Below are 25,424 nucleotides of genomic sequence, written 5' to 3'. Positions count from 1 at the left end.
GACGCCCCTATCTGCTATCGTTGCTAACTGGGCTTTACTTGGAGTAAAGCTCGACGATGAGGTTCTCGTTGATGTCGGCCGGCAGTTCAGTACGCTCAGGTACTGACTTGTAAACGCCGGACATCTTGTTGGCGTCAACCTCTACCCAGCTTACCGGTGCGCGGCTACCAGCCAGATCCAGTGCACCTTTAACGCGCAGCTGGTTTTTGGCTTTCTCACGCACACTCACAACGTCGCCCGGCTTGACTTGATAGGACGGCACGTTGACCGGCTTATCGTTTACCAGGATCGCCTTGTGAGAGACGAGCTGACGGGCTTCTGCACGGGTAGAACCAAAGCCCATGCGATACACAACGTTATCCAGACGACCTTCCAGAAGTTGCAGCAGGTTTTCACCGGTTGCACCCTTCAGACGAGCGGCCTCTTTGTAGTAGTTGCGGAATTGCTTCTCAAGTACGCCGTAGATACGACGGACTTTCTGTTTTTCACGAAGCTGTACGCCGTACTCGGACAGACGACCGCGACGCGCGCCGTGCATACCCGGCGGAGTCTCGATGTTGCACTTCGAATCGAGCGCGCGTACGCCGCTCTTCAGAAAAAGATCTGTCCCTTCACGACGAGACAGCTTGCACTTCGGGCCTATATAACGAGCCATATTTCACTGTCTCCTGTGTTAGACGCGGCGCTTCTTGGGCGGACGACAGCCGTTATGGGGAATCGGCGTCACATCAGTGATGTTGGTGATCTTGTAGCCACACGCATTCAGCGCGCGAACTGCAGATTCACGTCCGGGCCCAGGACCCTTAACCTCTACGTCCAGGTTTTTAAGGCCGTATTCAGCAGCCGCATTACCGGCCCTTTCAGCTGCTACCTGCGCAGCAAAAGGTGTACTCTTACGTGAGCCGCGGAAACCGGAACCACCTGAGGTGGCCCAGGACAGGACGTTGCCCTGACGGTCCGAAATGGTCACGATGGTGTTATTGAAGGACGCGTGAATGTGCGCGACGCCATCAACAACCGTCTTTTTCACCTTTTTACGGGTACGTGTACCTGGCTTTGCCATGTTTGCCTACCTGTTACTTACGAATAGGTTTGCGAGGACCTTTACGGGTGCGGGCGTTGGTCTTGGTGCGCTGGCCACGGACCGGAAGGCCATGACGATGACGCAGACCACGGAAGCAACCGAGATCCTTCAAACGCTTGATGTTCATCTGTACTTCACGACGCAGATCGCCTTCGACGGTGAACTTGCCCACTTCGGTACGAAGTGCTTCAAGCTGCTCGTCGCTCAGGTCTTTGACCTTGACGTCCGGCTTAACGCCGGTTGCATCGCAAAGCTTCTGGGCTGTTGTCTTGCCAACACCAAAGATGTAGGTGAGCGAGATAACAGCATGTTTGTGATCGGGTATATTGACACCGGCTATACGTGCCATCCAAATTACTCCGCGTTCAAAGCTTTGCTGTGTGAATTTTCCGCCACAAAAAGGGCGCGAAATAATAGCGCCTGACCCGCTCGCGAGTCAAGCGCTACTATTCCGAACCCCTTTTACAATGTCAGAGCGATTTCTTGGAAATCAGCCCTGGCGCTGCTTGTGACGAGGCTCCGTGCAGATGACTCGAACTGAGCCATTGCGACGAATTACTTTGCAGTTACGGCAAATTTTCTTTACCGAAGCGCGTACTTTCATTGTCGACTCCAGTTTTCAAGGGGAACGGCTGTATCAGCCGTTCCGACCATAGCCCTTGAGATTGGACTTCTTCATCAGCGATTCATACTGATGCGACATCAGGTGCGACTGAACCTGAGCCATGAAATCCATCACCACGACTACAACAATCAGCAGTGAGGTACCACCAAGATAGAAAGGTACATTACCTGCCACCATCAGGAACTGAGGGAACAAGGACACTGCTGCAATATACATAGCCCCGAACAACGTCAGACGGGTCAGTACACCATCGATGTACTTGGCAGTCTGCTCTCCTGGGCGAATGCCCGGGATGAACGCGCCGGAACGCTTGAGGTTATCCGCAACTTCCTTCGGGTTGTACATCAGCGCTGTATAGAAGAAGCAGAAGAAGACCACTGCTGCTGCGAACAGGATGATATACAACGGCTGGCTCGGAGCCAATGCCTGAGAGATGTCACTCAACCATTCCATGCCCTCGCCCTGACCGAACCACTGGCCCAACGAGGCCGGGAACAACAGGATCGAAGAGGCAAAGATCGGCGGAATAACACCGGCCATATTGACCTTCAGCGGCAAATGACTGGACTGCTGGGCGAATACCCGGCGGCCCTGCTGCCGTTTTGCGTAATTGATGGTCAACCGCCGCTGGCCCCGCTCCATGAACACCACGAAGCCAACCACTGCGATCGCCAGCACGCCGATACCGAGCACTACCAACAGGCTCATTTCACCGTTACGGGCCTGCTCCAGAGTCTGCCCGATGGCGCCAGGCAAGCCGGCTACAATCCCTGCAAAAATCAGCAGTGATATACCGTTACCAACGCCACGCTCAGTGATTTGCTCACCGAGCCACATCATGAACACGGCACCACAAACGAAAGACACCACCGCCACAAAGTGGAAGCTGAAGCTGTCGTTGAAGGTGACGCCCTGTGAGGCCAACCCTACAGAAATACCAAAGCCCTGAACCAGGGCCAGGACAACCGTACCATACCGCGTATACTGGCTGATCTTACGACGACCTGCCTCGCCTTCTTTCTTCAGCTGCTCAAGCTGCGGACTAACCGCAGTCATGAGCTGCATGATAATAGAAGCCGAAATATACGGCATAATACCGAGTGCGAAGATACTCATGCGCTCAAGCGCACCACCGGAAAACATGTTGAACAGACTCAGGATAGTTCCCTGATTCTGGTCAAACAGTGCCGCCAACCGGTCCGGGTTGATGCCTGGTACCGGGATGTGGGCACCGATCCGGTACACCAACAATGCCAGAAACACGAACCAGAGCCGCGAACGCAGCTCTGCAAATCCTTTTCCGGCGCCCGCAGGCAATGATGCTGTCTTGGCCATTTAGTCCTCGACTCGTCTTAGTCTTCGACTTTCCCACCCGCGGCAATGATTGCCTCGCGTGCGCCTTTGGTGACACGTAGCCCTTTAACGGTTACCGCTCGATCCAGCTCACCGGACAGCATAACCTTGGCTTCGCGAATTTCTTCGCGAATGATGTCAGCCTTCTTCAGTGCAGCCAGATCGACCACGTCGCCTTCAACCTTCGCCAGTTCGTTCAGGCGAATTTCGGCAACATAACGCTGCTGGCGGGAAGTGAAACCAAACTTGGGCAGGCGACGAGCCAAAGGCTGCTGACCACCCTCGAAACCAGGCGCTACAGAGCCACCGGAACGGGATTTCAGACCTTTATGACCGCGACCACCAGTTTTACCCAGACCGCTACCGATACCACGACCAACACGCTTGGCGGAAGGACGTGAACCAGGTTCCGGAGCAAGTTCGTTCAGACGCATCTTAGTTCTCCTCAACCTGCACCAGGTAGTTAACCCGGTTGATCATGCCGCGAATAGAAGGTGTATCTTCCACTTCAACGGTATGACCGATTTTACGAAGACCCAGGCCTTTCACACACAGCTTGTGCTTGGGCTGACAGCCGATCGGGCTGCGGGTCAGAGTTACTTTGATCGTTTTTGCGTTCGCCATGACTTCAACCCAGAATATCTTCGACGGATTTACCGCGCTTGGCTGCAATATCTTCAGGCGCCTTCATGGCCTGCAGACCCTTGATGGTAGAACGTACAACGTTCACCGGGTTGGTAGAGCCGTAGCACTTGGACAGTACGTTGTGTACGCCGGCCACTTCCAGTACCGCACGCATCGCACCACCGGCGATAATACCGGTACCTTCGGATGCAGGCTGCATGAACACCTTGGAGCCACCGTGCTGGGCACGAACTGCGTACTGCAGGGTGGTGCCGTCAAGGGCCACGTCTACCATGTTCTTGCGAGCAGCTTCCATCGCCTTCTGGATGGCAACCGGGACTTCCCGGGCCTTACCACGACCGAAACCAACGCGTCCTTTGCCATCACCCACTACAGTCAGTGCGGTGAAGGCAAAAATACGGCCGCCTTTAACTACCTTGGCGACGCGATTGACCTGAACCAGCTTTTCCTGGAGCTCAGGCGCCTTCTGTTCGTTAACGCTCATCTTCTCCACCTCTTAGAATTGCAAGCCAGCTTCACGGGCTGCGTCGGCCAGAGCCTGTACACGACCGTGATAACGGTAACCTGAGCGGTCAAAAGCGACCTTCTCAATGCCTGCCGCCTTGGCACGCTCAGCAATCAGCTGACCGACCTTCTTGGCAGCGTCCACGTTACCGGTTGCACCCTGGCGCAGTTCCTTATCCAACGTGGAGGCAGTGGCCAGCACTTTGCTGCCATCTGCAGTCGTAACCTGGGCGTACATATGACGCGGCGTGCGGTGAACGCACAGACGGTCGGTACCCAGCTCACGGATCTTCATGCGCACTTTGCGTGCGCGACGCAATCTTTCGTTATTCGCGCTCATAGTCCCGCCTTATTTCTTCTTGGCTTCTTTGCGTCTGACCTGCTCATCCGCATAACGAACACCCTTGCCCTTATAAGGCTCGGGCGGACGGAACGCGCGGATTTCAGCAGCGACCTGGCCAACCTGTTGCTTGTCGATACCGCGAATCACAACTTCCGTATTGGACGGAGTTTCAGCGGTAACACCCTCGGGCAGCTCGTACTCAACCGGGTGAGAAAAACCCAGTGTCAGATTGAGCTTCTTACCTTGCGCCTGCGCACGATAACCTACGCCCGTCAGCTGCAGCTTACGCTCCCAGCCTGTGGATACGCCGGTAACCATGTTGTTAACCAGCGCACGAGTAGTACCAGCAAGAGCGCGGGACTGTTTCGCACCATCGCGGGCCGCAAAGCGAAGAGAACCCTCTTCCTGCTTCACTTCAACCGCTTGGTGAATGGTGAATTGGAGAGCTCCCTTGGAGCCCTTCACATTAATTTCCTGTCCGTTCAGCTTAACCTCAACACCGGAAGGCAGCACGACAGGATTATTGGCAACCCTGGACATGTGTATCTCCTAGAATACGGTGCAGATGACTTCGCCACCCACGCCTGCAGCACGTGCGGCGCGGTCTGTCATAACGCCCTTGGACGTTGAGACAATCGCGACTCCCAGACCGCCGGAAACCTTCGGCAGTTCCCCAGCGCCTTTGTACTGGCGCAGACTCGGACGGCTGACCCGCTTGATCTCTTCGATAACCGGCTTGCCGCCGAAGTATTTCAGAGTGATGGTCAGCTCGGGCTTCGCGTCAGCTGAAACAGAAAAATCTGCTACGTAGCCTTCGTCCTTAAGGACCTGGGCCACGGAGACCTTCATTTTTGAAGACGGCATCGTCACATCAGCTTTCGATGCCATCTGGGCATTACGGATACGGGTAAACATATCCGCAAGCGTGTCTTGCATACTCATTAGTATGAGGCTCCTGATCTTTTTAGTTGTGCAGCGGCGTGCCGCACCGCTTACCAACAGGCACCTGACCGAAGTCAGGCGGCCTATCTTACCAGCTTGCCTTGGTCAGGCCCGGAACGTCACCGCGCATGCCGTACTCACGGAGTTTGATCCGTGACAGTTCGAACTTGCGCAGAACGCCGTGGGGACGACCAGTCACCTGGCAACGATTCCGAAGACGTGAGGGACTCGCATCACGAGGCAGCTGCTGCAGCTTCATTTGCGCGTTCCAACGATCTTCTTCGCTGGTATTCGGGTTTTTGATAATCGCCTTGAGCTCGGCGCGCTTGGCTGCGAATTTAGCCACAGTCTTTTCGCGCTTGAGCTCACGGTTTTTCATTGAAACCTTCGCCATGTCACTCGTTCCTTATTTCTTGAACGGAAAGCCAAAGGCTTTCAACAGTTCGCGACCTTCGTCGTCGGTACCGGCAGTGGTGGTGATGGTGATATCCAACCCGCGGATCTTGTCGACTTTGTCGTACTCGATCTCAGGGAAGATGATCTGCTCACGAACACCCATGCTGTAGTTACCGCGACCGTCGAAGGATTTCGGATTCAGACCGCGGAAGTCACGAATGCGGGGAACCGCAATGTGCACCAGGCGATCAAAGAAATCCCACATACGCTCACCGCGCAGGGTCACCTTACAGCCAATCGGCCAACCTTCACGGATTTTGAAACCCGCTACGGATTTGCGTGCCTTGGTAACAACCGCTTTTTGACCCGCCAGGCGCTCAAGATCCGCCACAGCGTTTTCAATCAGCTTTTTGTCACCAACCGCTTCGCCAACACCCATGTTCAGGGTGATTTTCTCGATACGCGGCACCTGCATAACGTTCTTGTAACCGAACTCTTTCTGCAGGGCGGGTACCACTTCCTTAGTGTACTGCTCTTTCATGTTAAGCATCGTAACCACCACCGCTTACTGGTTATCGACAGCTTCGTTCGTGGACTTGAAGATCCGCACTTTGCTGCCGTCTTCCTTGGTCTGGAAGCCAACACGATCGGCTTTGCCGGTCTGCGGATTAAAAATAGCCACGTTGGAAGCCTGGATAGGCGCTTCTTTCTCGACGATACCACCCGGGGTGCCAAGCATCGGGTTCGGCTTGGTGTGCTTCTTCATCATATTGATGCCAGAAACAATCACACGGCCGTCGTCCTGAACCTTCAGGACTTTACCACGTTTGCCTTTGTCTTTCCCCGTGGTGACGATTACTTCGTCATCTCGTTTGATCTTTTTCATAACCGGCCTCTGGTCCTTTAAAGTACTTCGGGTGCCAGTGAGATAATCTTCATGAACTTCTCGTTACGCAGTTCACGGGTAACCGGTCCGAAGATACGGGTACCAATGGGAGCGTCCTGATTGTTCAGAAGTACCGCCGCGTTACCGTCAAAACGGATCAATGAACCGTCCGGACGACGCACACCCTTACGGGTACGTACTACAACAGCCTTGAGGACCTGGCCTTTCTTCACCTTACCGCGGGGGATGGCTTCCTTAACGGTTACCTTGATGATATCCCCAACGCTCGCATAACGCCGGTGAGATCCGCCCAGGACCTTGATGCACATAACCTGACGTGCACCACTGTTATCCGCGACTTCAAGCATTGTTTGAGTCTGAATCATGGTTGTTCTCCGGGCGAATTACACCTTGGACGCGCGTTCGGTGACTTCCACCAGGGCCCAGCTTTTGGTCTTGGAGACCGGGCGGGTTTCCTGAATGGTTACGATGTCGCCGATGTTGCACTGATTGCTTTCATCGTGCGCATGGATCTTGGTCGAGCGCTTCATGTACTTGCCGTACAGAGGATGTTTCACCTGACGCTCAACCAGGACCACGATGGACTTGTCCATCTTGTTGCTCACGACCTTGCCGCTCAGAGTTCTGGCAGTTTGGGTAGCTTCGGTCATGTCACTGTCCTGCCTTTTCATTCAATACCGTTTTAACGCGAGCGATATCGCGCTTCACCTTGCCGAGGAGGTGAGACTGATTCAGCTGACCTGTCGCTTTGCGCATGCGCAGGTTGAACTGCTCCTTCAGGAGGTCGATCAGCTCTTTGTTCAGCTCCTCGACTGACTTTTCACGCAGCTCTGTTGCATTCATCACATCACCGTCCTCGTTACAAAGGTGGTCTGTACCGGCAGTTTGGCCGCTGCAAGAGTGAAGGCCTCACGAGCGATTTCCTCGGAAACACCTTCCATCTCGTACAACATACGGCCCGGCTGAATTTCAGCCACCCAATACTCGACAGAACCTTTACCTTTACCCATCCGTACTTCAAGCGGCTTACCGGTGATCGGCTTGTCCGGGAAAACCCGAATCCAGATCTTACCGCCCCGCTTGATACGACGTGTCATAGTACGACGTGCCGCCTCAATCTGGCGCGCAGTTATACGCCCGCGACTGGTCGCTTTCAATCCGTATTCACCGAAGCTCACCTTGTTGGCGCGGTGAGCAAGACCGGTGTTACGGCCTTTCATTACCTTGCGGAATTTGGTGCGTTTTGGTTGCAGCATAAGAGTGCCCCTTTACTTAGAACCTTTCTTCCCAGAGGCTTTCTTGTCAGCACGGACCTGCTCCATACCACCAAGAATCTCACCTTTGAAGATCCATACCTTTACGCCGATAACGCCGTAAGTGGTGTGCGCTTCATAGGTTGCATAATCAATATCTGCACGCAATGTGTGCAGAGGTACACGACCTTCGCGATACCACTCGGAACGTGCGATTTCAGCACCCCCAAGACGACCGCCAACCTGAATCTTGATACCCTTGGCACCCTGACGCATGGCGTTCTGAACCGCACGCTTCATAGCGCGACGGAACATCACACGACGCTCCAGCTGACCGGCAACGTTTTGCGCTACCAGGCGGGCATCCAGGTCCGGCTTGCGGACTTCTTCGATGTTGATGTGCACGGGCACACCCATCATGTCGCTGACTTCGCGACGCAGACGGTCAACATCTTCACCCTTTTTACCGATAACAATACCGGGGCGGGCGGTATGGATCGTGATCCGGGCGTTCTGAGCAGGGCGCTCGATCACGATCTTGCTGACAGACGCCTTCACCAGACGCTTGTCCAGGAACTCGCGAACCTGAATATCATTCAGCAGATTCTTCGCGTAGTCCTTCTTGTCGGCATACCACACTGAGTTGTGCTCTTTGATCACACCCAGGCGCATGCCGGTTGGATTTACTTTATGACCCATCTGAGCATCTCCTACTTGTCGGCGACCTTGACGGTGATATGACAGGTGCGCTTGAAAATACGGTCAGCGCGCCCCTTGGCTCGAGCTTTGATTCGCTTGAGCGTTGGGCCCTCATCCACCATGACGGTGGAAACCCGCAGATCATCTACGTCCAGACCTTCGTTGTGCTCAGCGTTGGCAATGGCGGATTCAAGAGCTTTCTTGATCACAACCGCTGCCTTCTTAGGGCTGAAAGTCAGAATGTTCAGGGCGTCCTCAACAGCCTTGCCGCGTACCTGGTCGGCAACAAGACGTGCTTTCTGAGCTGAGAGGCGAGCGCCCTTGTACTTGGCTGCTACTTCCATTTCTATTACCTCACAATCAGCGTTTAGCTTTCTTGTCGGCCGCATGACCACGATAAGTACGCGTTGCCGCGAACTCACCCAGTTTATGCCCGACCATATCTTCGGTGACATAAACCGGCACGTGCTGCTTGCCGTTGTGGACTGCAATGGTCAGGCCTACCATCTCCGGAAAGATTGTTGACCGGCGGGACCAGGTTTTGATCGGCCGCTTGTCACTTGTTTCCAGAGCTGCCTCGACCTTCTTCAACAGATGCAGGTCTATAAAAGGACCTTTCTTCAAAGAACGTGGCACAGCATTTACCTCTATGTAGTCGTTTACTTGGCTGAACGACGACGTACTATCATCTTGTCAGTACGTTTGTTCTTACGAGTCTTATGCCCTTTGGTCGGAACACCCCACGGAGTAACCGGGTGACGCCCGCCAGAGGTACGCCCTTCACCACCACCATGTGGGTGGTCAACTGGGTTCATAGCAACACCACGTACTGTTGGACGTTTACCGCGCCAACGTGATGCACCCGCTTTACCAAGCTGCTTGAGGCTGTGCTCGCTGTTGGATACTTCACCCAGCGTTGCACGGCAATCTACAAGCACCTTACGCATTTCACCTGAACGCAGGCGGATAGTGGCATAAGCCCCTTCCCGAGCTACCAGCTGTACGGATGCGCCCGCGGAGCGAGCCAGCTGGGCACCTTTGCCAGGCTTGAGTTCGACGCAGTGGATCACAGAACCAACCGGAATGTTCCGGAGCGGCAGAGTGGAGCCCACCTTAATCGGCGCGTCGACGCCGGACCGCACAGGATCACCTGCCTTCATACCTTTGGGAGCGATGATGTAGCGACGCTCGCCATCAGAGTACTTCAGCAGCGCGATGTGCGCAGAGCGGTTAGGATCGTATTCCAGGCGCTCAATAACCGCCGGAATACCATCTTTGGTCCGCTTGAAATCGATGACACGGTAGTGCTGCTTGTGGCCACCACCAATGTGACGAGTAGTAATGCGGCCAGCGTTGTTACGACCACCTGACTTACTCTTAGTTTCTACCAACGGCTCGTAAGGACGTCCTTTGTGCAGATCCGGGTTGTAAAGTTTTACAACGTGACGGCGTCCGGCAGATGTTGGCTTGGTTTTGACGATCGGCATATTACGACCCCTTTACCTTATTCCACATCCAGAAAATCGATGTCCTGACCTTCTGCCAGCTTGACGTAAGCCTTACGAATGTCATTACGCTTGCCGAACCCGCGGATAGTGCGCTTGAGCTTACCCTTACGGTTCAGAACCTGAACACCTTCGACGGTGACGTTGAACAGCTGCTCAACGGCTTTCTTGATCTCCGGCTTGGTGGCGTCTGGTGCTACACGGAATACCACCTGACCACGCTCGGCTGCCAGAGACGCTTTCTCTGATACGTGCGGCCCCAGCAGGACCTTGTAAATACGTTCCTGATTCATCCCAGCATCTCCTCGATCTTCTTCAGAGCGGGAACAGTTACCACGACGTTCTCGTAGGCAACCAGGCTGACCGGATCCAGACCTGCCACGTCGCGAACATCCACGTGAGGAATGTTGCGGGAAGCCAGGTGCAGGTTCTGCTCAACGCTATCGGAAAGAATCAGAGCGTTAGATACGCCCAGATCCTTCAGCTTGGCGGTGAACGCCTTGGTCTTCGGACTGTCAACGTTCATATCGTCAACAACCACCAGACGCTCCTGACGGACCAGCTCGGAAAGAATGGAACACATAGCCGCACGATACATCTTGCGGTTAACTTTCTGTTCGAAATCACGGGGCTTGGCTGCAAACGTTACGCCGCCTGAACGCCAGATCGGGCTGCGAATGGTGCCCGCACGAGCGCGACCGGTGCCCTTCTGACGCCACGGCTTCTTGCCACCGCCACTGACTTCGGAACGTGTTTTCTGAGCCTTGGTACCCTGACGGCCAGCTGCCATGTAGGCAGTTACCACCTGGTGCACCAGTGCTTCATTAAAATCTTTGGCAAACGCAGCGTCGGAAACAGAAATCCCCTTGCCGCTACCAGTAATTGTCAATTCCATCGCACCGCTCCTCAGGCTTTAACTGCAGGCTTGATGACAACGTCGCCGCCAGTCGCACCAGGTACGGCACCACTTACCAGCAGCAGGTTGCGCTCGGCATCGACACGGACGATTTTCAGGTTCTGCACAGTGACCTGCGCGTTACCCATCTGACCGGCCATCTTTTTACCCTTGAATACCTTGCCCGGAGTCTGGTTCTGACCAATGGAACCCGGAGCACGATGAGACAGGGAGTTACCGTGAGTAGCGTCCTGCATGGAGAAGTTCCAGCGCTTGACGCCACCCTGGAAGCCCTTACCTTTGGACTGACCAGTGGCATCAACCACCTGACCGTCTTCAAACACAGAGACCGTCAGCTCGCCGCCTGCAGCGAGGCCTTCACCTTCGCCATCAGCCAGACGAAATTCCCACACGCCACGACCAGCTTCAACACCTGCTTTCGCAAAGTGACCAGCAGCAGCCTTGCTAACGCGGGAGGCACGACGAGAACCTACGGTTACCTGCACAGCGCGGTAGCCGTCGTTTTCGAGAGTTTTCAGTTGGGTAATGCGGTTGGGCTCAACCTCGATTACCGTTACGGGCAATGCCTGCCCTTCATCCGTAAAAATACGGGTCATACCGGCCTTACGACCGACAACACCAATTGCCATGTTTCACCTCTTAAGTGTACGGGGCTTGCACCCTCTATGGCCTGTGACAGTTACACAGACTAATACCGGGCGGTATTAGCCGAGGCTGATCTGAACGTCTACACCTGCTGCCAGGTCCAGCTTCATCAGAGCATCCACTGTCTTCTCCGTCGGCTCAACAATGTCGAGCAAACGCTTGTGGGTACGAATTTCATACTGATCACGCGCGTCTTTATTGACGTGCGGAGAGATCAATACCGTGTACTTTTCCTTGCGCGTCGGCAGAGGAATAGGACCACGCACCTGAGCGCCGGTCCGCTTGGCGGTATCGACGATCTCCTGCGTGGACTGGTCGATCAGGCGATAATCAAACGCCTTCAACCGGATTCGAATCTTTTGGCTTTGCATGATGCACCAAACTCCACTCGTAGCAGCTACTAGTTAGCCGACCTTCAAAAAAAGGAGCCGCATTGTATGCATAATACCCAACCCTGTCAACATCATTGATATTGACGGAGGTCAGGCAGACTTTGCGACTTAAACAGAAAAAGGGGCTGAACCAGTCAGCCCCTTTTTCCTGATCAAACGAGCAGATTACTCGATGATCTTGGAGACCACGCCGGCACCAACGGTACGGCCGCCTTCACGAATCGCGAAGCGCAGACCATCTTCCATGGCGATCGGAGCGATCAGGGTAACAGTCATTTTAACGTTGTCACCCGGCATTACCATTTCAACGCCTTCCGGCAGTTCACAAGAACCGGTTACATCAGTAGTCCGGAAGTAGAACTGCGGACGGTAGCCCTTGAAGAACGGAGTATGACGACCACCTTCTTCTTTGGACAGTACGTACACTTCACACTCGAACTTGGTGTGCGGCTTGATGGAGCCCGGTACACACAGAACCTGACCACGCTCAACGTCGTCACGCTTGGTACCACGCAGCAGAACACCTACGTTCTCACCGGCACGGCCTTCGTCCAGCAGCTTGCGGAACATCTCAACACCAGTACAGGTGGTCTTGGTGGTGTCGCGGATACCCACGATTTCCACTTCGTCACCTACCTTGATGATGCCACGCTCTACACGACCGGTAACAACGGTACCACGACCAGAGATGGAGAATACGTCCTCGATCGGCATCAGGAACGGCTGATCAATCGCACGCTCCGGCTCAGGGATGTAGTCATCCAGGGCTTCTACCAGCTTCTTGACAGCGGTAGTACCCATCTCGTTGTCATCTTTACCTTCCAGCGCCATCAGCGCAGAACCGGTGATGATCGGAGTGTCGTCACCCGGGAAGTCGTACTGGCTCAGCAGGTCACGAACTTCCATCTCTACCAGCTCAAGCAGCTCTTCATCGTCTACCATGTCCGCTTTGTTCAGGAACACAACGATGAACGGTACACCAACCTGACGGGACAGCAGGATGTGCTCACGAGTCTGCGGCATGGGGCCGTCAGCAGCGGAGCAGACCAGGATAGCGCCGTCCATCTGGGCAGCACCGGTGATCATGTTCTTCACATAATCCGCGTGGCCCGGGCAGTCTACGTGTGCGTAGTGACGGGTCGGAGAATCGTACTCAACGTGAGAGGTCGCGATGGTGATACCACGCGCACGCTCTTCCGGTGCGTTATCGATCTGATCGAAAGCACGGCTCTCACCCGTACCCCATACTTCGTGACATACACGAGTCAGGGCGGCTGTCAGAGTGGTCTTACCATGGTCAACGTGACCAATGGTGCCCACGTTTACGTGCGGCTTGTTACGCTCAAACTTTGCTTTAGACACGGTTACACCTCTTCCTGTTTCTTAAGTCCTGGGGATCAACCCTTTTTAATGATCGCTTCGGCAATGTTCGAAGGAGCTTCCATATAGCGGGAGAACTCCATCGCATAAGACGCCCGACCCTGTGTTGCAGAACGCAGGTCGGTGGCGTAACCGAACATCTCCGACAACGGAACTTCAGCACGGATGACCTTGCCCGCGGGGCCTTCATCCATACCCTGCACAAGGCCGCGACGACGGTTCAGGTCGCCAACTACGTCACCCATGTAATCTTCAGGGGTAACAACCTCAACCTTCATGATCGGCTCAAGAAGGGCAGGATTCGCTTCGAGGGCGCCTTTCTTCATCGCCATGGAACCAGCGATTTTGAACGCCATCTCGTTGGAGTCAACGTCGTGGTAGGAACCATCGTACAGCGTCGCTTTGATACCCAGCAGCGGATAGCCGGCCAGACAGCCGTTCTGCATCTGCTCTTCGATACCCTGCTGAACAGCCGGGATGTATTCCTTGGGAACCACACCACCAACGATCTCGTTCACAAAGATGAAGTTCTCGCCATCTTCCACATCCAACGGCAGCGGCTCCAACTTCACTTTTACGTGACCGTACTGACCACGACCACCAGACTGACGAACAAACTTGCCTTCAACGTCAACCGGCTTGCGGATGCACTCACGGTAAGCAACCTGCGGCTTACCGATATTCGCTTCTACCTTGAACTCGCGACGCATACGGTCAACGATAATGTCGAGGTGTAGCTCACCCATACCGGAGATGATGGTCTGGCCAGACTCTTCGTCGGTGCGAACACGGAATGACGGATCTTCCTGGGCCAGTTTACCCAGAGCAACACCCATCTTTTCCTGGTCGGCTTTTGACTTCGGCTCAACCGCAACGGAGATAACCGGCTCCGGGAACTCCATGCGCTCAAGAACAATTTTGTTGTTCTCGTCACACAGGGTGTCACCCGTGGTCACGTTCTTCAGGCCGATCGCAGCTGCGATGTCGCCCGCCAGAACTTCCTTGATCTCTTCACGGTCATTGGCGTGCATCTGAACCATACGGCCCACACGCTCTTTCTTGCCCTTCACGGAATTGAATACCGCGTTACCGGACTCAAGCTTACCGGAGTAAACCCGGAAGAACGTCAGCGTACCCACGAACGGATCGGTCGCGATCTTGAACGCCAGAGCGGCGAACGGAGCATCGTCGTCAACCGGACGGGTTTCCTCGGTACCCTCGTCATCCACCTCACCGCGGATGGCTTTAACCTCATCCGGGGCCGGCAGGAATTCGATGACCGCATCCAGCACCGCCTGCACGCCTTTGTTCTTGAACGCAGAACCGCAGGTAGCCAGAACGATTTCGTTAGCGATGGTACGAGTACGCAGACCCTGCTTGATTTCTTCGTAGGTCAGCTCTTCGCCTTCGAGGTATTTCTCCATGAACTCTTCGTTGGCTTCAGCGGCGGCTTCGATCATCTGCTCGCGCGCTTTCTCAGCCTCAGCAACCATGGACTCAGGAATATCGCGAAGCTCGTAGGTCATACCCTGATCAGCTTCATTCCAGTAGATTGCCTTCATGCGAAGCAGATCCACGATACCCTCGAAATCGTCTTCGGCGCCGATCGGCAGCTGGATGGGCACAGTGATAGCACCCAGACGGTTACGAATCTGCTCAACAACGCGCATGAAGTTGGCGCCTGCACGGTCCATCTTGTTGACGAACACCATGCGGGGAACTTCATACTTGTTGGCTTGGCGCCATACAGTCTCGGACTGCGGCTCAACACCGGAGGAACCACAGAACACAACCACAGCACCATCAAGAACACGCAGGGACCGCTCTACTTCGATGGTGAAGTCAACGTGCCCCGGGGTGTCGATGATGTTGATACGGTGCTCGGGATACTGCTTGTCCATACCCTGCCAGAAGGTTGTAACAGCGGCAGACGTGATGGTGATACCACGCTCCTGCTCCTGCTCCATCCAGTCTGTAGTGGAAGCGCCGTCATGGGTCTCACCCATCTTGTGACTACGACCGGTGTAATAGAGAATACGTTCGGTGGTAGTAGTCTTGCCCGCATCCACATGCGCACAGATACCAATGTTTCTGTAACGTTTGATAGGAGTCTTGCGTGCCACGATATAAACCTCGGCTTGTTAGAAACGGAAGTGAGAGAATGCCTTGTTGGCTTCTGCCATGCGATGCACGTCTTCGCGCTTCTTCACTGCGGCACCCTTGCTATCGGCCGCATCAAGAATTTCGCCAGCCAGACGCTGCGCCATGCTCTTCTCACCGCGCTTCCGGGAATATTCAACGAGCCAGCGCATCGCCAACGCGTTCTGACGGGAAGGCCGAACTTCTACCGGCACCTGGTAAGTAGCACCACCCACACGACGGGACTTAACCTCAACCATCGGCTGGATGTTCTCCAGGGCCTTCTCGAACATTTCGATCGGCTCTTCTTTAGATTTCTCGGCAACGATATCCAGAGCACCGTAAACAATGCGCTCTGCAACCGACTTCTTACCGCTTTCCATCACATGGTTGATGAACTTGGCAAGACGTGCACTGCCGAATTTAGGATCGGGAATGATTTCCCGCTTTGCTGCAACTCTTCTTCTAGGCATCGATAAGCCCTTATATCTAAAAGGTCTTCAGGAACCCCTGAGATAGCCAAATGCTACTCAGCCTTACTCTTACCGTTCTTACAAGCAACGATAAAAGACACCCGCTCGGGACATCAGGACTTGGGTCGTTTTGCACCGTACTTGGAGCGGCCCTGCTTACGGTTCTGAACACCTTGGGTATCCAAAGTACCGCGAACAGTGTGATAGCGCACACCCGGAAGGTCTTTTACTCGACCGCCACGGATCAGCACAACACTGTGCTCCTGAAGGTTGTGACCTTCACCACCAATGTAAGAGGAAACCTCGAAGCCGTTGGTCAGACGAACACGGCACACTTTACGAAGTGCTGAGTTCGGCTTCTTCGGCGTTGTGGTGTACACACGAGTGCACACACCACGGCGCTGAGGACAAGCCTGGAGAGCAGGAACGTCGCTCTTGGCTACCTTGCGCTTACGAGGCTTACGCACCAACTGATTAATCGTTGCCATGTAAGCAAACTCCAAAAAACCATACCAATGAAACTTACCCCCTGTGCAGGGGGTAAAATTTAAGGGACGCAAGTGTAAGCCTGCGCCCCGACTCAGTCAAGATGACTGTTCTCTTTTTAACCACCCTCGGGATAAGTAACTACCCCGAGAATGGCACGCCGGCAATCAACCTTCTCGGTTGAGCTCCGCGCTCAGAGCTTCTTCAACATCTGCCGCGGTCACGCCCTGCTCTTCCAGGTCACGCTTGCGACGACGTTCGCTGTGGTAAGCCAGACCGGTACCCGCCGGAATCAACCGGCCAACCACAACGTTTTCTTTCAGGCCACGCAGGAAGTCACGCTTACCGGTCACCGCACCTTCGGTGAGGACCCGTGTGGTTTCCTGGAACGAGGCCGCAGAAATGAACGATTCGGTGGCCAGCGATGCCTTGGTAATGCCAAGCAGCAGACGCTCGAATCTGGCCGGCTCTTTGTCCGCCTGATTGGCCTTTTCGTTCTCTTCCAGTACCTGAGTGATTTCCACCTGGTCGCCAGACAGCAGGGTGGTATCACCCGGATCGGTAATTTCCACCTTGCGCAGCATCTGCCGAACGATAACCTCGATGTGTTTATCGTTGATGACAACACCCTGCAGGCGGTACACGTCCTGGATTTCGTTGGTGATGTACTTGGCCAGCTCGACCACACCCAGCAGACGCAAGATGTCGTGCGGGTTGGACGGACCGTCGGAAATCACCTCACCCTTCTCAACCGTTTCACCTTCGAAAACGTTGAGCTGGCGATGCTTCGGAATCAGAACCTCATAGGCATCGTCATCTTTCGGCGTGATGACCAGGCGCTTCTTGCCTTTGGTCTCTTTACCGAACGACACCACGCCACTGATTTCCGCCAGGATGGCAGACTCTTTCGGGCGACGCGCCTCGAACAGGTCGGCAACCCGCGGCAGACCACCGGTGATGTCACGGGTCTTCGAGCTTTCCTGCGGAATACGGGCAACTACGTCACCCAGCTCGATCTTCGCGCCATTAGCCATGGTCACCAGCGCGTTAGCCGGCAGGAAGAAGATCGCGGTACCACCGCCTGGCAGTTCTACTTCTTCACCCGCATCGTCAATCAGCTGGATGGCCGGACGAATGTCCTTACCAGCCGCAGGACGCTCTTTCGGGTCAATCACTTCCATGGTGGACAGACCGGTCAGCTCGTCAGCCTGGGTGCGGACAGTAATGCCCTCTTCCATGTTGACAAACTTGGCCGTGCCTTTCGCTTCGGCGATGATCGGGTGCGTGTGCGGATCCCACTTGGCAACTACAACGCCGGCCTCAACCACGTCACCGTTCTTCACAGACAGAACGGCACCGTAAGGCAGTTTGTACCACTCGCGCTCACGACCCTGCTCGTCGGCAATCGCCAGAGCGGAAGAACGGGACACCACAACCAGGGAGCCATCGGTCTTCTCGATGGACTTCAGGTTGTGCAGGCGTACCGTGCCGCCATGCTTGACCTGAATGTTATCCACGGCGGAGGCCCGGCTGGCCGCACCACCAATGTGGAAGGTCCGCATGGTCAGCTGGGTGCCAGGCTCACCGATGGACTGGGCAGCGATAACACCGACGGCCTCACCCACGTTAACCCGATGACCACGGGCGAGATCGCGGCCGTAACACTTGGAGCAGATGCCGTGGCGAGTCTCACAGGTGATCGCAGAGCGAACCCAGATCTCATCCACACCGGCGCGCTCGACCATCTCGACGGTTTTCTCGTCCAGCAATGTGCCGGCCGGAACAACAGCGTTGTCCTTGTCGGTTGGGGTGAATACGTCACGGGCCGTCACACGACCCAGAACGCGATCACCCAGCGGCACAACAACGTCGCCGCCTTCGATGTGCGGCGTCATCAGCAGACCTTCATCGGTACCGCAGTCTTCCTCGGTCACCACCAGGTCCTGGGACACGTCAACCAGACGACGGGTCAGGTAACCGGAGTTCGCGGTCTTCAGTGCGGTATCCGCCAGACCTTTACGAGCACCGTGGGTGGAGATGAAGTACTGGAGTACGTTCAGACCTTCACGGAAGTTCGCGGTAATCGGCGTTTCGATGATGGAGCCATCCGGCTTGGCCATCAGACCACGCATACCGGACAACTGACGAATCTGGGCTGCGGAACCCCGCGCACCGGAATCGGCCATCATGTAGACGGAGTTGAAGGATTCCTGCATCAGGTCTTCGCCGTCTTCACCCTTCACAGGCTGGCCGTCAGGACCAATAACCTGCTCTTTGGACAGACGCTCCATCATCGCCTTGGACACTTTATCGTTGGCGCGGGACCAGATATCGATCACCTTGTTGTACTTCTCACCCTGGGTCAGCAGACCGGATGCGTACTGGTTCTCGATGTCTTTTACTTCGTCAGACGCGGCATCAACCAGCTCATACTTCTCCGGCGGAATCTCGAAGTCGTTGAAGCCGATAGAGATACCGGAACGGGTTGCATAGTGGTAACCCATGTACATCAGTTGGTCAGCAAAGATGACAGTATCTTTCAGGCCGGCGTCCCGATAACAGGTGTTGATCAGGTTAGAAATCGCCTTCTTGACCATAGGACGGTTGACGATCTCAAACGGCAGGCCGTCAGGAACGATATCAAACAACAAAGCACGGCCAACGGTGGTATCAACCACACGGTAGGCTTCGGACTTGCTGCCATCTTCGGCATAGGCCACTTCCTTAACCCGCACCTTGACCTTCGCCTGCAGGTCAACCTTGCCGGCACCATAGGCACGATGGGCTTCTTTGACATCAGCAAACACCATGCCTTCACCCAGGGCAGCGTGGCGCTCACGAGTCATGTAATACAGGCCCAATACCACGTCCTGGGACGGTACGATGATCGGCTCACCGTTCGCGGGCGACAGAACGTTGTTGGTGGACATCATCAACGCACGGGCTTCAAGCTGGGCTTCCAGGGTCAGCGGTACGTGTACCGCCATCTGGTCACCGTCGAAGTCGGCGTTGTAAGCCGCACACACCAGCGGGTGCAGCTGGATCGCTTTACCTTCGATCAGAACCGGCTCGAACGCCTGGATGCCCAGACGGTGCAGGGTGGGCGCACGGTTCAGCAGGATCGGGTGCTCGCGGATGACTTCGTCCAGGATATCCCAGACCACGCCTTCCTCGCGCTCGACCATTTTCTTGGCGGCCTTGATGGTGGTCGCCAGGCCACGATGCTCAAGCTTGGAGAAAATGAACGGCTTGAACAGCTCCAGGGCCATCTTTTTGGGCAGACCGCACTGGTGCAGACGCAGGTACGGACCCACCACGATGACGGAACGGCCAGAGTAGTCGACTCGCTTACCCAGCAGGTTCTGACGGAAACGACCCTGCTTACCCTTGATCATGTCAGCCAGGGACTTCAGCGGACGCTTGTTGGTGCCAGTGATGGCACGACCACGACGACCGTTATCCAGCAGGGCATCAACCGCCTCCTGCAGCATACGCTTCTCGTTGCGCACGATGATATCCGGAGCGTTCAGTTCCAGCAGGCGCTTGAGACGGTTGTTCCGGTTAATGACCCGACGGTACAGATCGTTCAGGTCGGAAGTGGCAAAACGGCCACCGTCCAGCGGAACCAGCGGGCGCAGATCCGGCGGCAGAACCGGCAGAACGGTCATCACCATGTCGCCCGGCTTGTTACCGGAGTACAGGAACGCCTCGAGAATTTTCAGGCGCTTGCTGAATTTCTTGATCTTGGTCTCGGAGTTGGTCTGGGGGATCTCTTCCCGCAGGGCGTCAACTTCCGCTTGCAGATCGATAGCTTCGAGCAACTCTTTGATGGCCTCGGCACCCATACGGGCGTCGAACTCGTCACCGAATTCTTCGAGGGCCTCATAGTACTGCTCGTCATTCAGCAGCTGGCCCTTCTCCAGGGTGGTCATACCCGGATCGATCACGATGAAGGATTCGAAGTACAGAACCCGCTCGATATCGCGCAGGGTCATGTCCAGCATCAGGCCAATACGGGACGGCAATGACTTCAGGAACCAGATGTGAGCGACCGGGCTGGCCAGCTCGATATGGCCCATACGCTCACGACGCACGCTGGCCAGTGCGACTTCAACACCGCACTTTTCACAGATAACGCCGCGATGCTTCAGACGCTTGTATTTTCCGCACAAGCACTCGTAGTCTTTGATCGGGCCGAAAATCTTGGCACAGAAAAGACCGTCACGCTCCGGCTTGAAGGTACGGTAGTTAATGGTCTCAGGCTTTTTTACTTCGCCAAAAGACCAGGAACGAATCATGTCAGGCGAAGCCAGTCCGATACGGATGGCGTCGAATTCCTTGCTCTGATTCTGGCTCTTGAGAAGATTCAGCAAATCTTTCATCAGTAAAAGCTCCGGATGGCGTTAATCTCGGGCGGGCACACGAGGTGCCCGCTCACGCTGCCAAAAACAATTCGGCTCACTCGGATTCCAGCTCGATGTCGATACCCAACGAGCGGATTTCCTTGACGAGAACGTTGAAGGATTCGGGCATGCCCGGCTCCATACGATGATCACCATCGACAATGTTCTTGTACATCTTGGTCCGACCGTTGACGTCATCAGATTTGACGGTAAGCATTTCCTGCAGGGTATAGGCGGCACCATATGCCTCCAGCGCCCAGACTTCCATCTCACCGAAACGCTGACCACCGAACTGAGCCTTACCACCCAGCGGCTGCTGGGTTACCAGGCTGTAGGAGCCGGTGGAACGAGCGTGCATCTTGTCATCGATCAAGTGGTTGAGCTTGAGCATGTACATGTAGCCCACAGTCACCGGACGGTCAAATGCATCACCGGTGCGGCCGTCGTACAGCTTGACCTGACCACTGGTATCCATGTCGGCCAGCTCAAGCATACGCTTGACCTCGGCTTCCTTGGCACCGTCGAAGACCGGCGTTGCCATCGGAACACCGTCACGCAGGTTACCGCACAGCTCCAGGATTTCCTTGTCGCTCAGGCTGTCGAGATCAACCTTGGTCACTTCGTCTGAGTGGTTGTAGATCTCATCCAGCAGCTTGCGCAGTTCAGCCACTTTACGCTGCTCTTCCAGCATCCGGCTGATCTTTTCACCCAGCCCCTTGGCGGCTGCGCCCAGGTGGGTTTCCAGAACCTGACCAACGTTCATCCGCGAAGGAACACCCAGCGGGTTTAGCACGATATCAACGGTGGTGCCGTTTTCGTCGTAAGGCATATCCTCGATCGGCATTACCGCAGAGATAACACCCTTGTTACCGTGACGGCCGGCCATCTTGTCACCCGGCTGGATACGACGCTTGATGGCCAGGTAAACCTTGACGATTTTCAGCACGCCCGGAGCAAGGTCATCGCCCTGCTGCAGCTTGCCTTTCTTGTCGTCGAAGCGCGCTTCGTGCTCTTTCTTGCGATCTTCCAGACCCTGCTCGGATTTCTCCAGCAGTTCGTTCAGAGCTTCGTCTTTCATGCGCAGCTTGAACCAGTCCGGACGCGGCAGATCGGCCAGATAGGCTTCATCAAGCTTGGCACCCTTCTTCAGACCCGGGCCACTGATCACTTCCTGGCCGTTGAGTGCGGCAGTCAGACGCTCATAGGTAGCGCCTTCGACAATGCGGTACTCGTCTTTCAGATCCTTACGGTACTGATCGAGCTGCTCTTTCTCGATGGACTGAGCACGGGCATCTTTTTCGATACCGTCACGGGTGAACACCTGAACATCGATAACCGTTCCGCGGGTGCCGGTCGGAACACGCTGAGAGGTATCTTTAACGTCAGAGGCCTTTTCACCAAAGATCGCACGCAGCAGCTTCTCTTCCGGTGTCAGCTGGGTCTCACCTTTCGGCGTGACCTTACCCACCAGAATGTCGCCCGGGCCAACTTCCGCACCGATGTAGACAATACCGGACTCATCCAGCTTGGACAGCGCGCTTTCACCGACGTTCGGAATATCCGCAGTGATTTCTTCACTACCCAGCTTGGTGTCACGGGCCACACAGGTCAGTTCCTGAATGTGGATCGTGGTCAGCCGGTCTTCCTGAACCACCTTTTCGGAGATCAGGATGGAGTCCTCGAAGTTGTAACCGTTCCAGGGCATGAACGCGATGCGCATGTTCTGGCCCAGCGCCAGCTCACCCAGATCCACTGAGGGACCATCTGCCAGCACGTCGCCGCGGGCAATCACATCGCCCTGACGCACGATGGAGCGCTGGTTGATACAGGTGTTCTGGTTAGAGCGGGTGTACTTGGTGAGGTTGTAGATATCCACACCTGCATCACCGGCCTCGGTTTCTTCGTTGTTTACCCGCACCACGATACGGGCAGCATCCACGCTTTCAATCACACCGCCACGACGGGCGGTTACGCACACGCCGGAATCCTGGGCAACGGTGCGTTCTACACCGGTGCCGACCAGCGGAACCTGTGATTTCAGCGTCGGAACCGCCTGACGTTGCATGTTCGCACCCATCAGGGCCCGGTTAGCATCGTCGTGCTCAAGGAACGGGATCAGAGACGCCGCCACCGATACAACCTGGCGCGGAGATACGTCCATGAAGTTAACCGCTTCCGGCGGAGCGACGGTAAATTCATTCTGGTGACGCACGGTAACCAGCTCGTCGGTCAGGCGCTTACCATCGTCGGTAGCAGCACTGGCCTGAGCGATCACATAGTTGCTCTCTTCAATCGCAGACAGATACACCAGCTCATCGGTCACCACGCCGTCGACGACTCTCCGGTACGGACTTTCCAGGAAGCCGTAGGAGTTGGCACGGGCATAGGTTGCCAGCGAGTTGATCAGACCGATGTTCGGGCCTTCCGGAGTCTCGATAGGACACACACGGCCGTAATGGGTCGGGTGAACGTCCCGAACCTCAAAGCCGGCACGCTCACGGGTCAGACCGCCCGGACCCAACGCAGAGATACGACGCTTGTGAGTCACCTCAGACAGCGGGTTGTTCTGGTCCATAAACTGTGACAGCTGACTGGAACCAAAGAACTCCTTGACTGCGGCCGCAACAGGCTTGGCGTTGATCAGGTCCTGCGGCATCAGGCCTTCGCTTTCCGCCAGACTCAGACGCTCTCGAACCGCGCGCTCAACCCGTACCAGGCCTACCCGGAACTGGTTTTCAGCCATCTCACCAACACAGCGAACCCGACGGTTGCCCAGGTTGTCAATATCATCCACCTGGCCCTGGCCGTTACGAATGGCAATCAGGGTTTTCAGCACGTCGATGATATCGTCGTGGGTCAGCGTGCCTTCACCGGTGCTCTCGTCACGACCAAGGCGACGGTTGAGCTTCATCCGGCCAACACCGGACAGGTCGTAGCGCTCCTCGGAGAAGAACAGGTTGTTGAACAGGTTCTCCGCTGATTCCTTGGTGGGCGGCTCGCCCGGGCGCATCATCCGGTAGATTTCAACCAACGCTTCCAACGGAGTTCGGGTCGGGTCGATACGCAGGGTATCAGACATGAACGGACCACAATCCAGATCGTTGGTGTACAGCGTTTCAATATCCTTAACACCAGCCCCAAGAATCTTGGTGATGACTTCTTCGGTCAGCTCGGTGTTACATTCCACCAGCACTTCGCCGGTAGACTGATCGATCATGTCCTTGGCAAGAACACGGCCGTACAGGTATTCAGTGGGAACTTCCAGCTCGGTAATGCCGGCCTTTTCCAACTGCTTGATGTGACGCGCCGTAATACGACGGCCTTCTTCAGCAATGACGTTGCCTTCCTTATCCTTGATGTCAAAGGTCGCAATGTCACCACGCAGCCGGCTGGGCACCAACTCAAGCTTGCAGACTTCTTCACCCAGAGCAAACTTACTGGTTTCGAAGAACATGTCGAGCATCTGCTCAGAGGTGTAACCCAGAGCGCGCAGGAGGATTGACGCAGGTAGCTTACGACGACGGTCGATACGAACGAACACGGAGTCCTTCGGATCGAATTCGAAGTCAAGCCAGGAACCACGGTAAGGAATCACTCGGGCCGAATACAACAGCTTGCCGGAGGAGTGGGTCTTGCCTTTGTCGTGATCAAAGAAGACGCCAGGCGAACGGTGCAGCTGGGAAACAATAACACGCTCGGTACCGTTGACCACGAAGGTACCGTTTTCAGTCATCAGGGGCATCTCGCCCATGTAGACTTCTTGCTCTTTGATGTCCTTGATCGCCTTGTTGGACGATTCCTTGTCATAAATGATCAAGCGGACTTTCACCCGCAGCGGCGCGGCGTAAGTAACGCCCCTGAGCTGACATTCCTTGACGTCGAACACTGGCTCGCCGATTCGATAGCTCACATACTCGAGCGCGGCGTTGCCAGAGTAACTGACAATCGGGAATACGGATTTGAACGCTGCGTGAAGACCGGTTTCCCGGCGGTCTTCAGGAGCGGCTTCCATTTGCAGGAAGTCCCGGAACGAATCCAGCTGAATAGACAGCAAATAGGGGACGTCCATCACGGAAGGCAATTTACTAAAATCTTTGCGAATCCGCTTTTTCTCAGTGTAGGAGTAAGTCATCTGCATTCCCCAGCTTTAGACCTGATACCTGGTATCAAGAAGCAATCAAATGTTCTGCTTCGGGGCCGAATTGCTCGGCTTATCGCGCCGTCTTGAACAAGACTCTGGCTGTAGGTTATAGATCTGACATTAACCCGTAAAAGCACACCAGACTCTATAGCATATACAACAGAAAAAGGCCGGTGGCACAGAGCCACCAGCC

Annotated in this window: 32 protein-coding genes; all 32 read right to left on the bottom strand. The window is 55.3% G+C overall.

Features of this window, described 5'->3' with window-relative positions; genetic code table 11:
• Window positions 1–34: 34 nt before the first annotated feature.
• The gene (rpsD, locus tag FIV08_RS02820; RefSeq protein WP_058090007.1) at window positions 35–655 is read right to left on the bottom strand and encodes a 30S ribosomal protein S4; all 621 of its coding nucleotides are present in this window, start codon (window positions 653–655) and stop codon (window positions 35–37) included.
• Between the two features lie 18 nt (window positions 656–673).
• Window positions 674–1,063, bottom strand: coding sequence for a 30S ribosomal protein S11 (rpsK, locus tag FIV08_RS02815; protein ID WP_007153992.1), 390 nt, complete (start codon window positions 1,061–1,063; stop codon window positions 674–676).
• A 13-nt stretch (window positions 1,064–1,076) separates the two neighbouring features.
• On the bottom strand, window positions 1,077–1,433 hold the full coding sequence (rpsM, locus tag FIV08_RS02810) for a 30S ribosomal protein S13 (RefSeq protein WP_029655315.1): 357 nt from the start codon (window positions 1,431–1,433) through the stop codon (window positions 1,077–1,079).
• Between the two features lie 141 nt (window positions 1,434–1,574).
• Window positions 1,575–1,688, bottom strand: a complete 114-nt coding sequence (rpmJ, locus tag FIV08_RS02805) for a 50S ribosomal protein L36 (RefSeq protein WP_004580765.1) — start codon at window positions 1,686–1,688, stop codon at window positions 1,575–1,577.
• Between the two features lie 33 nt (window positions 1,689–1,721).
• Window positions 1,722–3,044 (bottom strand): preprotein translocase subunit SecY, encoded by a 1,323-nt coding sequence (secY, locus tag FIV08_RS02800; RefSeq protein WP_058090006.1) that lies wholly within the window; start codon window positions 3,042–3,044, stop codon window positions 1,722–1,724.
• Between the two features lie 17 nt (window positions 3,045–3,061).
• A complete protein-coding gene (gene rplO, locus FIV08_RS02795) occupies window positions 3,062–3,496 on the bottom strand; it encodes a 50S ribosomal protein L15 (protein WP_022989795.1) in 435 nt (144 codons plus the stop codon).
• 1 nt (window position 3,497) lies between these two features.
• Entirely contained in the window at window positions 3,498–3,686 is a 189-nt protein-coding gene (rpmD, locus tag FIV08_RS02790) for a 50S ribosomal protein L30 (RefSeq protein WP_007153997.1), read from the bottom strand.
• A 4-nt stretch (window positions 3,687–3,690) separates the two neighbouring features.
• Entirely contained in the window at window positions 3,691–4,191 is a 501-nt protein-coding gene (rpsE, locus tag FIV08_RS02785; RefSeq protein WP_058090005.1) for a 30S ribosomal protein S5, read from the bottom strand.
• Between the two features lie 12 nt (window positions 4,192–4,203).
• The gene (gene rplR / locus FIV08_RS02780; RefSeq protein WP_011784258.1) at window positions 4,204–4,551 is read right to left on the bottom strand and encodes a 50S ribosomal protein L18; all 348 of its coding nucleotides are present in this window, start codon (window positions 4,549–4,551) and stop codon (window positions 4,204–4,206) included.
• Between the two features lie 9 nt (window positions 4,552–4,560).
• A complete protein-coding gene (rplF, locus tag FIV08_RS02775; protein WP_058090004.1) occupies window positions 4,561–5,094 on the bottom strand; it encodes a 50S ribosomal protein L6 in 534 nt (177 codons plus the stop codon).
• A 9-nt stretch (window positions 5,095–5,103) separates the two neighbouring features.
• Window positions 5,104–5,496, bottom strand: coding sequence for a 30S ribosomal protein S8 (gene rpsH / locus FIV08_RS02770; RefSeq protein ID WP_058090003.1), 393 nt, complete (start codon window positions 5,494–5,496; stop codon window positions 5,104–5,106).
• Between the two features lie 88 nt (window positions 5,497–5,584).
• Complete coding sequence (rpsN, locus tag FIV08_RS02765) at window positions 5,585–5,890, bottom strand: 30S ribosomal protein S14 (protein ID WP_058090002.1); 306 nt, start codon at window positions 5,888–5,890, stop codon at window positions 5,585–5,587.
• Between the two features lie 12 nt (window positions 5,891–5,902).
• Entirely contained in the window at window positions 5,903–6,442 is a 540-nt protein-coding gene (rplE, locus tag FIV08_RS02760; RefSeq protein WP_058090001.1) for a 50S ribosomal protein L5, read from the bottom strand.
• Window positions 6,443–6,457: 15 nt separating this feature from the next.
• Window positions 6,458–6,778 carry a 50S ribosomal protein L24 gene (gene rplX / locus FIV08_RS02755; protein ID WP_061333571.1) on the bottom strand — a complete coding sequence of 107 codons (321 nt, stop codon included), beginning with the start codon at window positions 6,776–6,778 and terminating at the stop codon, window positions 6,458–6,460.
• Window positions 6,779–6,795: 17 nt separating this feature from the next.
• Window positions 6,796–7,164: a 50S ribosomal protein L14 gene (gene rplN, locus FIV08_RS02750; protein ID WP_007154005.1), complete on the bottom strand. Its 369-nt coding sequence runs from the start codon at window positions 7,162–7,164 to the stop codon at window positions 6,796–6,798.
• A gap of 18 nt (window positions 7,165–7,182) precedes the next feature.
• Window positions 7,183–7,449: a 30S ribosomal protein S17 gene (gene rpsQ, locus FIV08_RS02745; protein ID WP_044387650.1), complete on the bottom strand. Its 267-nt coding sequence runs from the start codon at window positions 7,447–7,449 to the stop codon at window positions 7,183–7,185.
• A 1-nt stretch (window position 7,450) separates the two neighbouring features.
• The gene (rpmC, locus tag FIV08_RS02740) at window positions 7,451–7,642 is read right to left on the bottom strand and encodes a 50S ribosomal protein L29 (protein ID WP_058089999.1); all 192 of its coding nucleotides are present in this window, start codon (window positions 7,640–7,642) and stop codon (window positions 7,451–7,453) included.
• Window positions 7,642–8,055 carry a 50S ribosomal protein L16 gene (gene rplP / locus FIV08_RS02735; protein WP_044387654.1) on the bottom strand — a complete coding sequence of 138 codons (414 nt, stop codon included), beginning with the start codon at window positions 8,053–8,055 and terminating at the stop codon, window positions 7,642–7,644. Before rplP ends, rpmC begins: the two co-directional genes overlap by 1 nt.
• A gap of 12 nt (window positions 8,056–8,067) precedes the next feature.
• The gene (gene rpsC, locus FIV08_RS02730; RefSeq protein WP_058089998.1) at window positions 8,068–8,751 is read right to left on the bottom strand and encodes a 30S ribosomal protein S3; all 684 of its coding nucleotides are present in this window, start codon (window positions 8,749–8,751) and stop codon (window positions 8,068–8,070) included.
• An 11-nt stretch (window positions 8,752–8,762) separates the two neighbouring features.
• Window positions 8,763–9,095, bottom strand: a complete 333-nt coding sequence (gene rplV / locus FIV08_RS02725; RefSeq protein WP_008940674.1) for a 50S ribosomal protein L22 — start codon at window positions 9,093–9,095, stop codon at window positions 8,763–8,765.
• Window positions 9,096–9,111: 16 nt separating this feature from the next.
• Window positions 9,112–9,387: a 30S ribosomal protein S19 gene (gene rpsS, locus FIV08_RS02720; protein WP_061333570.1), complete on the bottom strand. Its 276-nt coding sequence runs from the start codon at window positions 9,385–9,387 to the stop codon at window positions 9,112–9,114.
• 23 nt (window positions 9,388–9,410) lie between these two features.
• Window positions 9,411–10,238: a 50S ribosomal protein L2 gene (gene rplB / locus FIV08_RS02715; RefSeq protein WP_058089996.1), complete on the bottom strand. Its 828-nt coding sequence runs from the start codon at window positions 10,236–10,238 to the stop codon at window positions 9,411–9,413.
• A 17-nt stretch (window positions 10,239–10,255) separates the two neighbouring features.
• A complete protein-coding gene (gene rplW, locus FIV08_RS02710) occupies window positions 10,256–10,549 on the bottom strand; it encodes a 50S ribosomal protein L23 (RefSeq protein ID WP_008174862.1) in 294 nt (97 codons plus the stop codon).
• Window positions 10,546–11,151, bottom strand: coding sequence for a 50S ribosomal protein L4 (gene rplD / locus FIV08_RS02705; protein ID WP_061333569.1), 606 nt, complete (start codon window positions 11,149–11,151; stop codon window positions 10,546–10,548). The genes rplW and rplD overlap by 4 nt, the downstream gene beginning before the upstream one ends.
• An 11-nt stretch (window positions 11,152–11,162) precedes the next feature.
• Complete coding sequence (rplC, locus tag FIV08_RS02700) at window positions 11,163–11,801, bottom strand: 50S ribosomal protein L3 (protein ID WP_152437264.1); 639 nt, start codon at window positions 11,799–11,801, stop codon at window positions 11,163–11,165.
• 75 nt (window positions 11,802–11,876) lie between these two features.
• Window positions 11,877–12,188: a 30S ribosomal protein S10 gene (rpsJ, locus tag FIV08_RS02695; RefSeq protein ID WP_004580743.1), complete on the bottom strand. Its 312-nt coding sequence runs from the start codon at window positions 12,186–12,188 to the stop codon at window positions 11,877–11,879.
• A 186-nt stretch (window positions 12,189–12,374) separates the two neighbouring features.
• Window positions 12,375–13,571 (bottom strand): elongation factor Tu, encoded by a 1,197-nt coding sequence (gene tuf, locus FIV08_RS02690; RefSeq protein WP_068351550.1) that lies wholly within the window; start codon window positions 13,569–13,571, stop codon window positions 12,375–12,377.
• 35 nt (window positions 13,572–13,606) lie between these two features.
• Window positions 13,607–15,712 (bottom strand): elongation factor G, encoded by a 2,106-nt coding sequence (fusA, locus tag FIV08_RS02685; RefSeq protein ID WP_152437263.1) that lies wholly within the window; start codon window positions 15,710–15,712, stop codon window positions 13,607–13,609.
• An 18-nt stretch (window positions 15,713–15,730) separates the two neighbouring features.
• Complete coding sequence (gene rpsG, locus FIV08_RS02680) at window positions 15,731–16,201, bottom strand: 30S ribosomal protein S7 (protein WP_011784243.1); 471 nt, start codon at window positions 16,199–16,201, stop codon at window positions 15,731–15,733.
• 113 nt (window positions 16,202–16,314) lie between these two features.
• Complete coding sequence (gene rpsL / locus FIV08_RS02675; RefSeq protein WP_012139854.1) at window positions 16,315–16,689, bottom strand: 30S ribosomal protein S12; 375 nt, start codon at window positions 16,687–16,689, stop codon at window positions 16,315–16,317.
• Between the two features lie 165 nt (window positions 16,690–16,854).
• A complete protein-coding gene (rpoC, locus tag FIV08_RS02670; RefSeq protein WP_058092376.1) occupies window positions 16,855–21,069 on the bottom strand; it encodes a DNA-directed RNA polymerase subunit beta' in 4,215 nt (1,404 codons plus the stop codon).
• A gap of 76 nt (window positions 21,070–21,145) precedes the next feature.
• A complete protein-coding gene (rpoB, locus tag FIV08_RS02665; RefSeq protein WP_061333843.1) occupies window positions 21,146–25,222 on the bottom strand; it encodes a DNA-directed RNA polymerase subunit beta in 4,077 nt (1,358 codons plus the stop codon).
• Window positions 25,223–25,424 lie beyond the last annotated feature (202 nt).

Origin of the sequence: Marinobacter sp. THAF197a (assembly GCF_009363275.1) — a bacterium.
In the GTDB taxonomy this organism is placed as follows: Bacteria; Pseudomonadota; Gammaproteobacteria; order Pseudomonadales; family Oleiphilaceae; genus Marinobacter.
This window is presented reverse-complemented; position numbering and strand designations above follow the sequence as displayed.

Excerpts from the sequence above, each read along its gene's own strand:
- rplP (WP_044387654.1), bottom strand. The coding sequence starts at position 8,055 with ATGCTGCAACCAAAACGCACCAAATTCCGCAAGGTAATGAAAGGCCGT.
- rpsG (WP_011784243.1), bottom strand. The coding sequence starts at position 16,201 with ATGCCTAGAAGAAGAGTTGCAGCAAAGCGGGAAATCATTCCCGATCCT.
- rplF (WP_058090004.1), bottom strand. The coding sequence starts at position 5,094 with ATGTCCAGGGTTGCCAATAATCCTGTCGTGCTGCCTTCCGGTGTTGAG.
- secY (WP_058090006.1), bottom strand. The coding sequence starts at position 3,044 with ATGGCCAAGACAGCATCATTGCCTGCGGGCGCCGGAAAAGGATTTGCA.
- rpsQ (WP_044387650.1), bottom strand. The coding sequence starts at position 7,449 with ATGACCGAAGCTACCCAAACTGCCAGAACTCTGAGCGGCAAGGTCGTG.
- rpmJ (WP_004580765.1), bottom strand. The coding sequence starts at position 1,688 with ATGAAAGTACGCGCTTCGGTAAAGAAAATTTGCCGTAACTGCAAAGTA.
- rpsH (WP_058090003.1), bottom strand. The coding sequence starts at position 5,496 with ATGAGTATGCAAGACACGCTTGCGGATATGTTTACCCGTATCCGTAAT.
- rplV (WP_008940674.1), bottom strand. The coding sequence starts at position 9,095 with ATGGAAGTAGCAGCCAAGTACAAGGGCGCTCGCCTCTCAGCTCAGAAA.
- rpsC (WP_058089998.1), bottom strand. The coding sequence starts at position 8,751 with ATGGGTCATAAAGTAAATCCAACCGGCATGCGCCTGGGTGTGATCAAA.
- rpsD (WP_058090007.1), bottom strand. The coding sequence starts at position 655 with ATGGCTCGTTATATAGGCCCGAAGTGCAAGCTGTCTCGTCGTGAAGGG.
- rplE (WP_058090001.1), bottom strand. The coding sequence starts at position 6,442 with ATGCTTAACATGAAAGAGCAGTACACTAAGGAAGTGGTACCCGCCCTG.
- rplB (WP_058089996.1), bottom strand. The coding sequence starts at position 10,238 with ATGCCGATCGTCAAAACCAAGCCAACATCTGCCGGACGCCGTCACGTT.
- rplR (WP_011784258.1), bottom strand. The coding sequence starts at position 4,551 with ATGAGCGCGAATAACGAAAGATTGCGTCGCGCACGCAAAGTGCGCATG.
- rplW (WP_008174862.1), bottom strand. The coding sequence starts at position 10,549 with ATGAATCAGGAACGTATTTACAAGGTCCTGCTGGGGCCGCACGTATCA.
- rpmD (WP_007153997.1), bottom strand. The coding sequence starts at position 3,686 with ATGGCGAACGCAAAAACGATCAAAGTAACTCTGACCCGCAGCCCGATC.
- rplX (WP_061333571.1), bottom strand. The coding sequence starts at position 6,778 with ATGAAAAAGATCAAACGAGATGACGAAGTAATCGTCACCACGGGGAAA.
- rplO (WP_022989795.1), bottom strand. The coding sequence starts at position 3,496 with ATGCGTCTGAACGAACTTGCTCCGGAACCTGGTTCACGTCCTTCCGCC.
- rpmC (WP_058089999.1), bottom strand. The coding sequence starts at position 7,642 with ATGAATGCAACAGAGCTGCGTGAAAAGTCAGTCGAGGAGCTGAACAAA.
- rpoB (WP_061333843.1), bottom strand. The coding sequence starts at position 25,222 with ATGACTTACTCCTACACTGAGAAAAAGCGGATTCGCAAAGATTTTAGT.
- rpoC (WP_058092376.1), bottom strand. The coding sequence starts at position 21,069 with ATGAAAGATTTGCTGAATCTTCTCAAGAGCCAGAATCAGAGCAAGGAA.
- rpsK (WP_007153992.1), bottom strand. The coding sequence starts at position 1,063 with ATGGCAAAGCCAGGTACACGTACCCGTAAAAAGGTGAAAAAGACGGTT.
- rpsM (WP_029655315.1), bottom strand. The coding sequence starts at position 1,433 with ATGGCACGTATAGCCGGTGTCAATATACCCGATCACAAACATGCTGTT.
- rpsN (WP_058090002.1), bottom strand. The coding sequence starts at position 5,890 with ATGGCGAAGGTTTCAATGAAAAACCGTGAGCTCAAGCGCGAAAAGACT.
- rpsJ (WP_004580743.1), bottom strand. The coding sequence starts at position 12,188 with ATGCAAAGCCAAAAGATTCGAATCCGGTTGAAGGCGTTTGATTATCGC.
- rplD (WP_061333569.1), bottom strand. The coding sequence starts at position 11,151 with ATGGAATTGACAATTACTGGTAGCGGCAAGGGGATTTCTGTTTCCGAC.
- rplN (WP_007154005.1), bottom strand. The coding sequence starts at position 7,164 with ATGATTCAGACTCAAACAATGCTTGAAGTCGCGGATAACAGTGGTGCA.
- rplC (WP_152437264.1), bottom strand. The coding sequence starts at position 11,801 with ATGGCAATTGGTGTTGTCGGTCGTAAGGCCGGTATGACCCGTATTTTT.
- rpsL (WP_012139854.1), bottom strand. The coding sequence starts at position 16,689 with ATGGCAACGATTAATCAGTTGGTGCGTAAGCCTCGTAAGCGCAAGGTA.
- rpsE (WP_058090005.1), bottom strand. The coding sequence starts at position 4,191 with ATGAGCGTTAACGAACAGAAGGCGCCTGAGCTCCAGGAAAAGCTGGTT.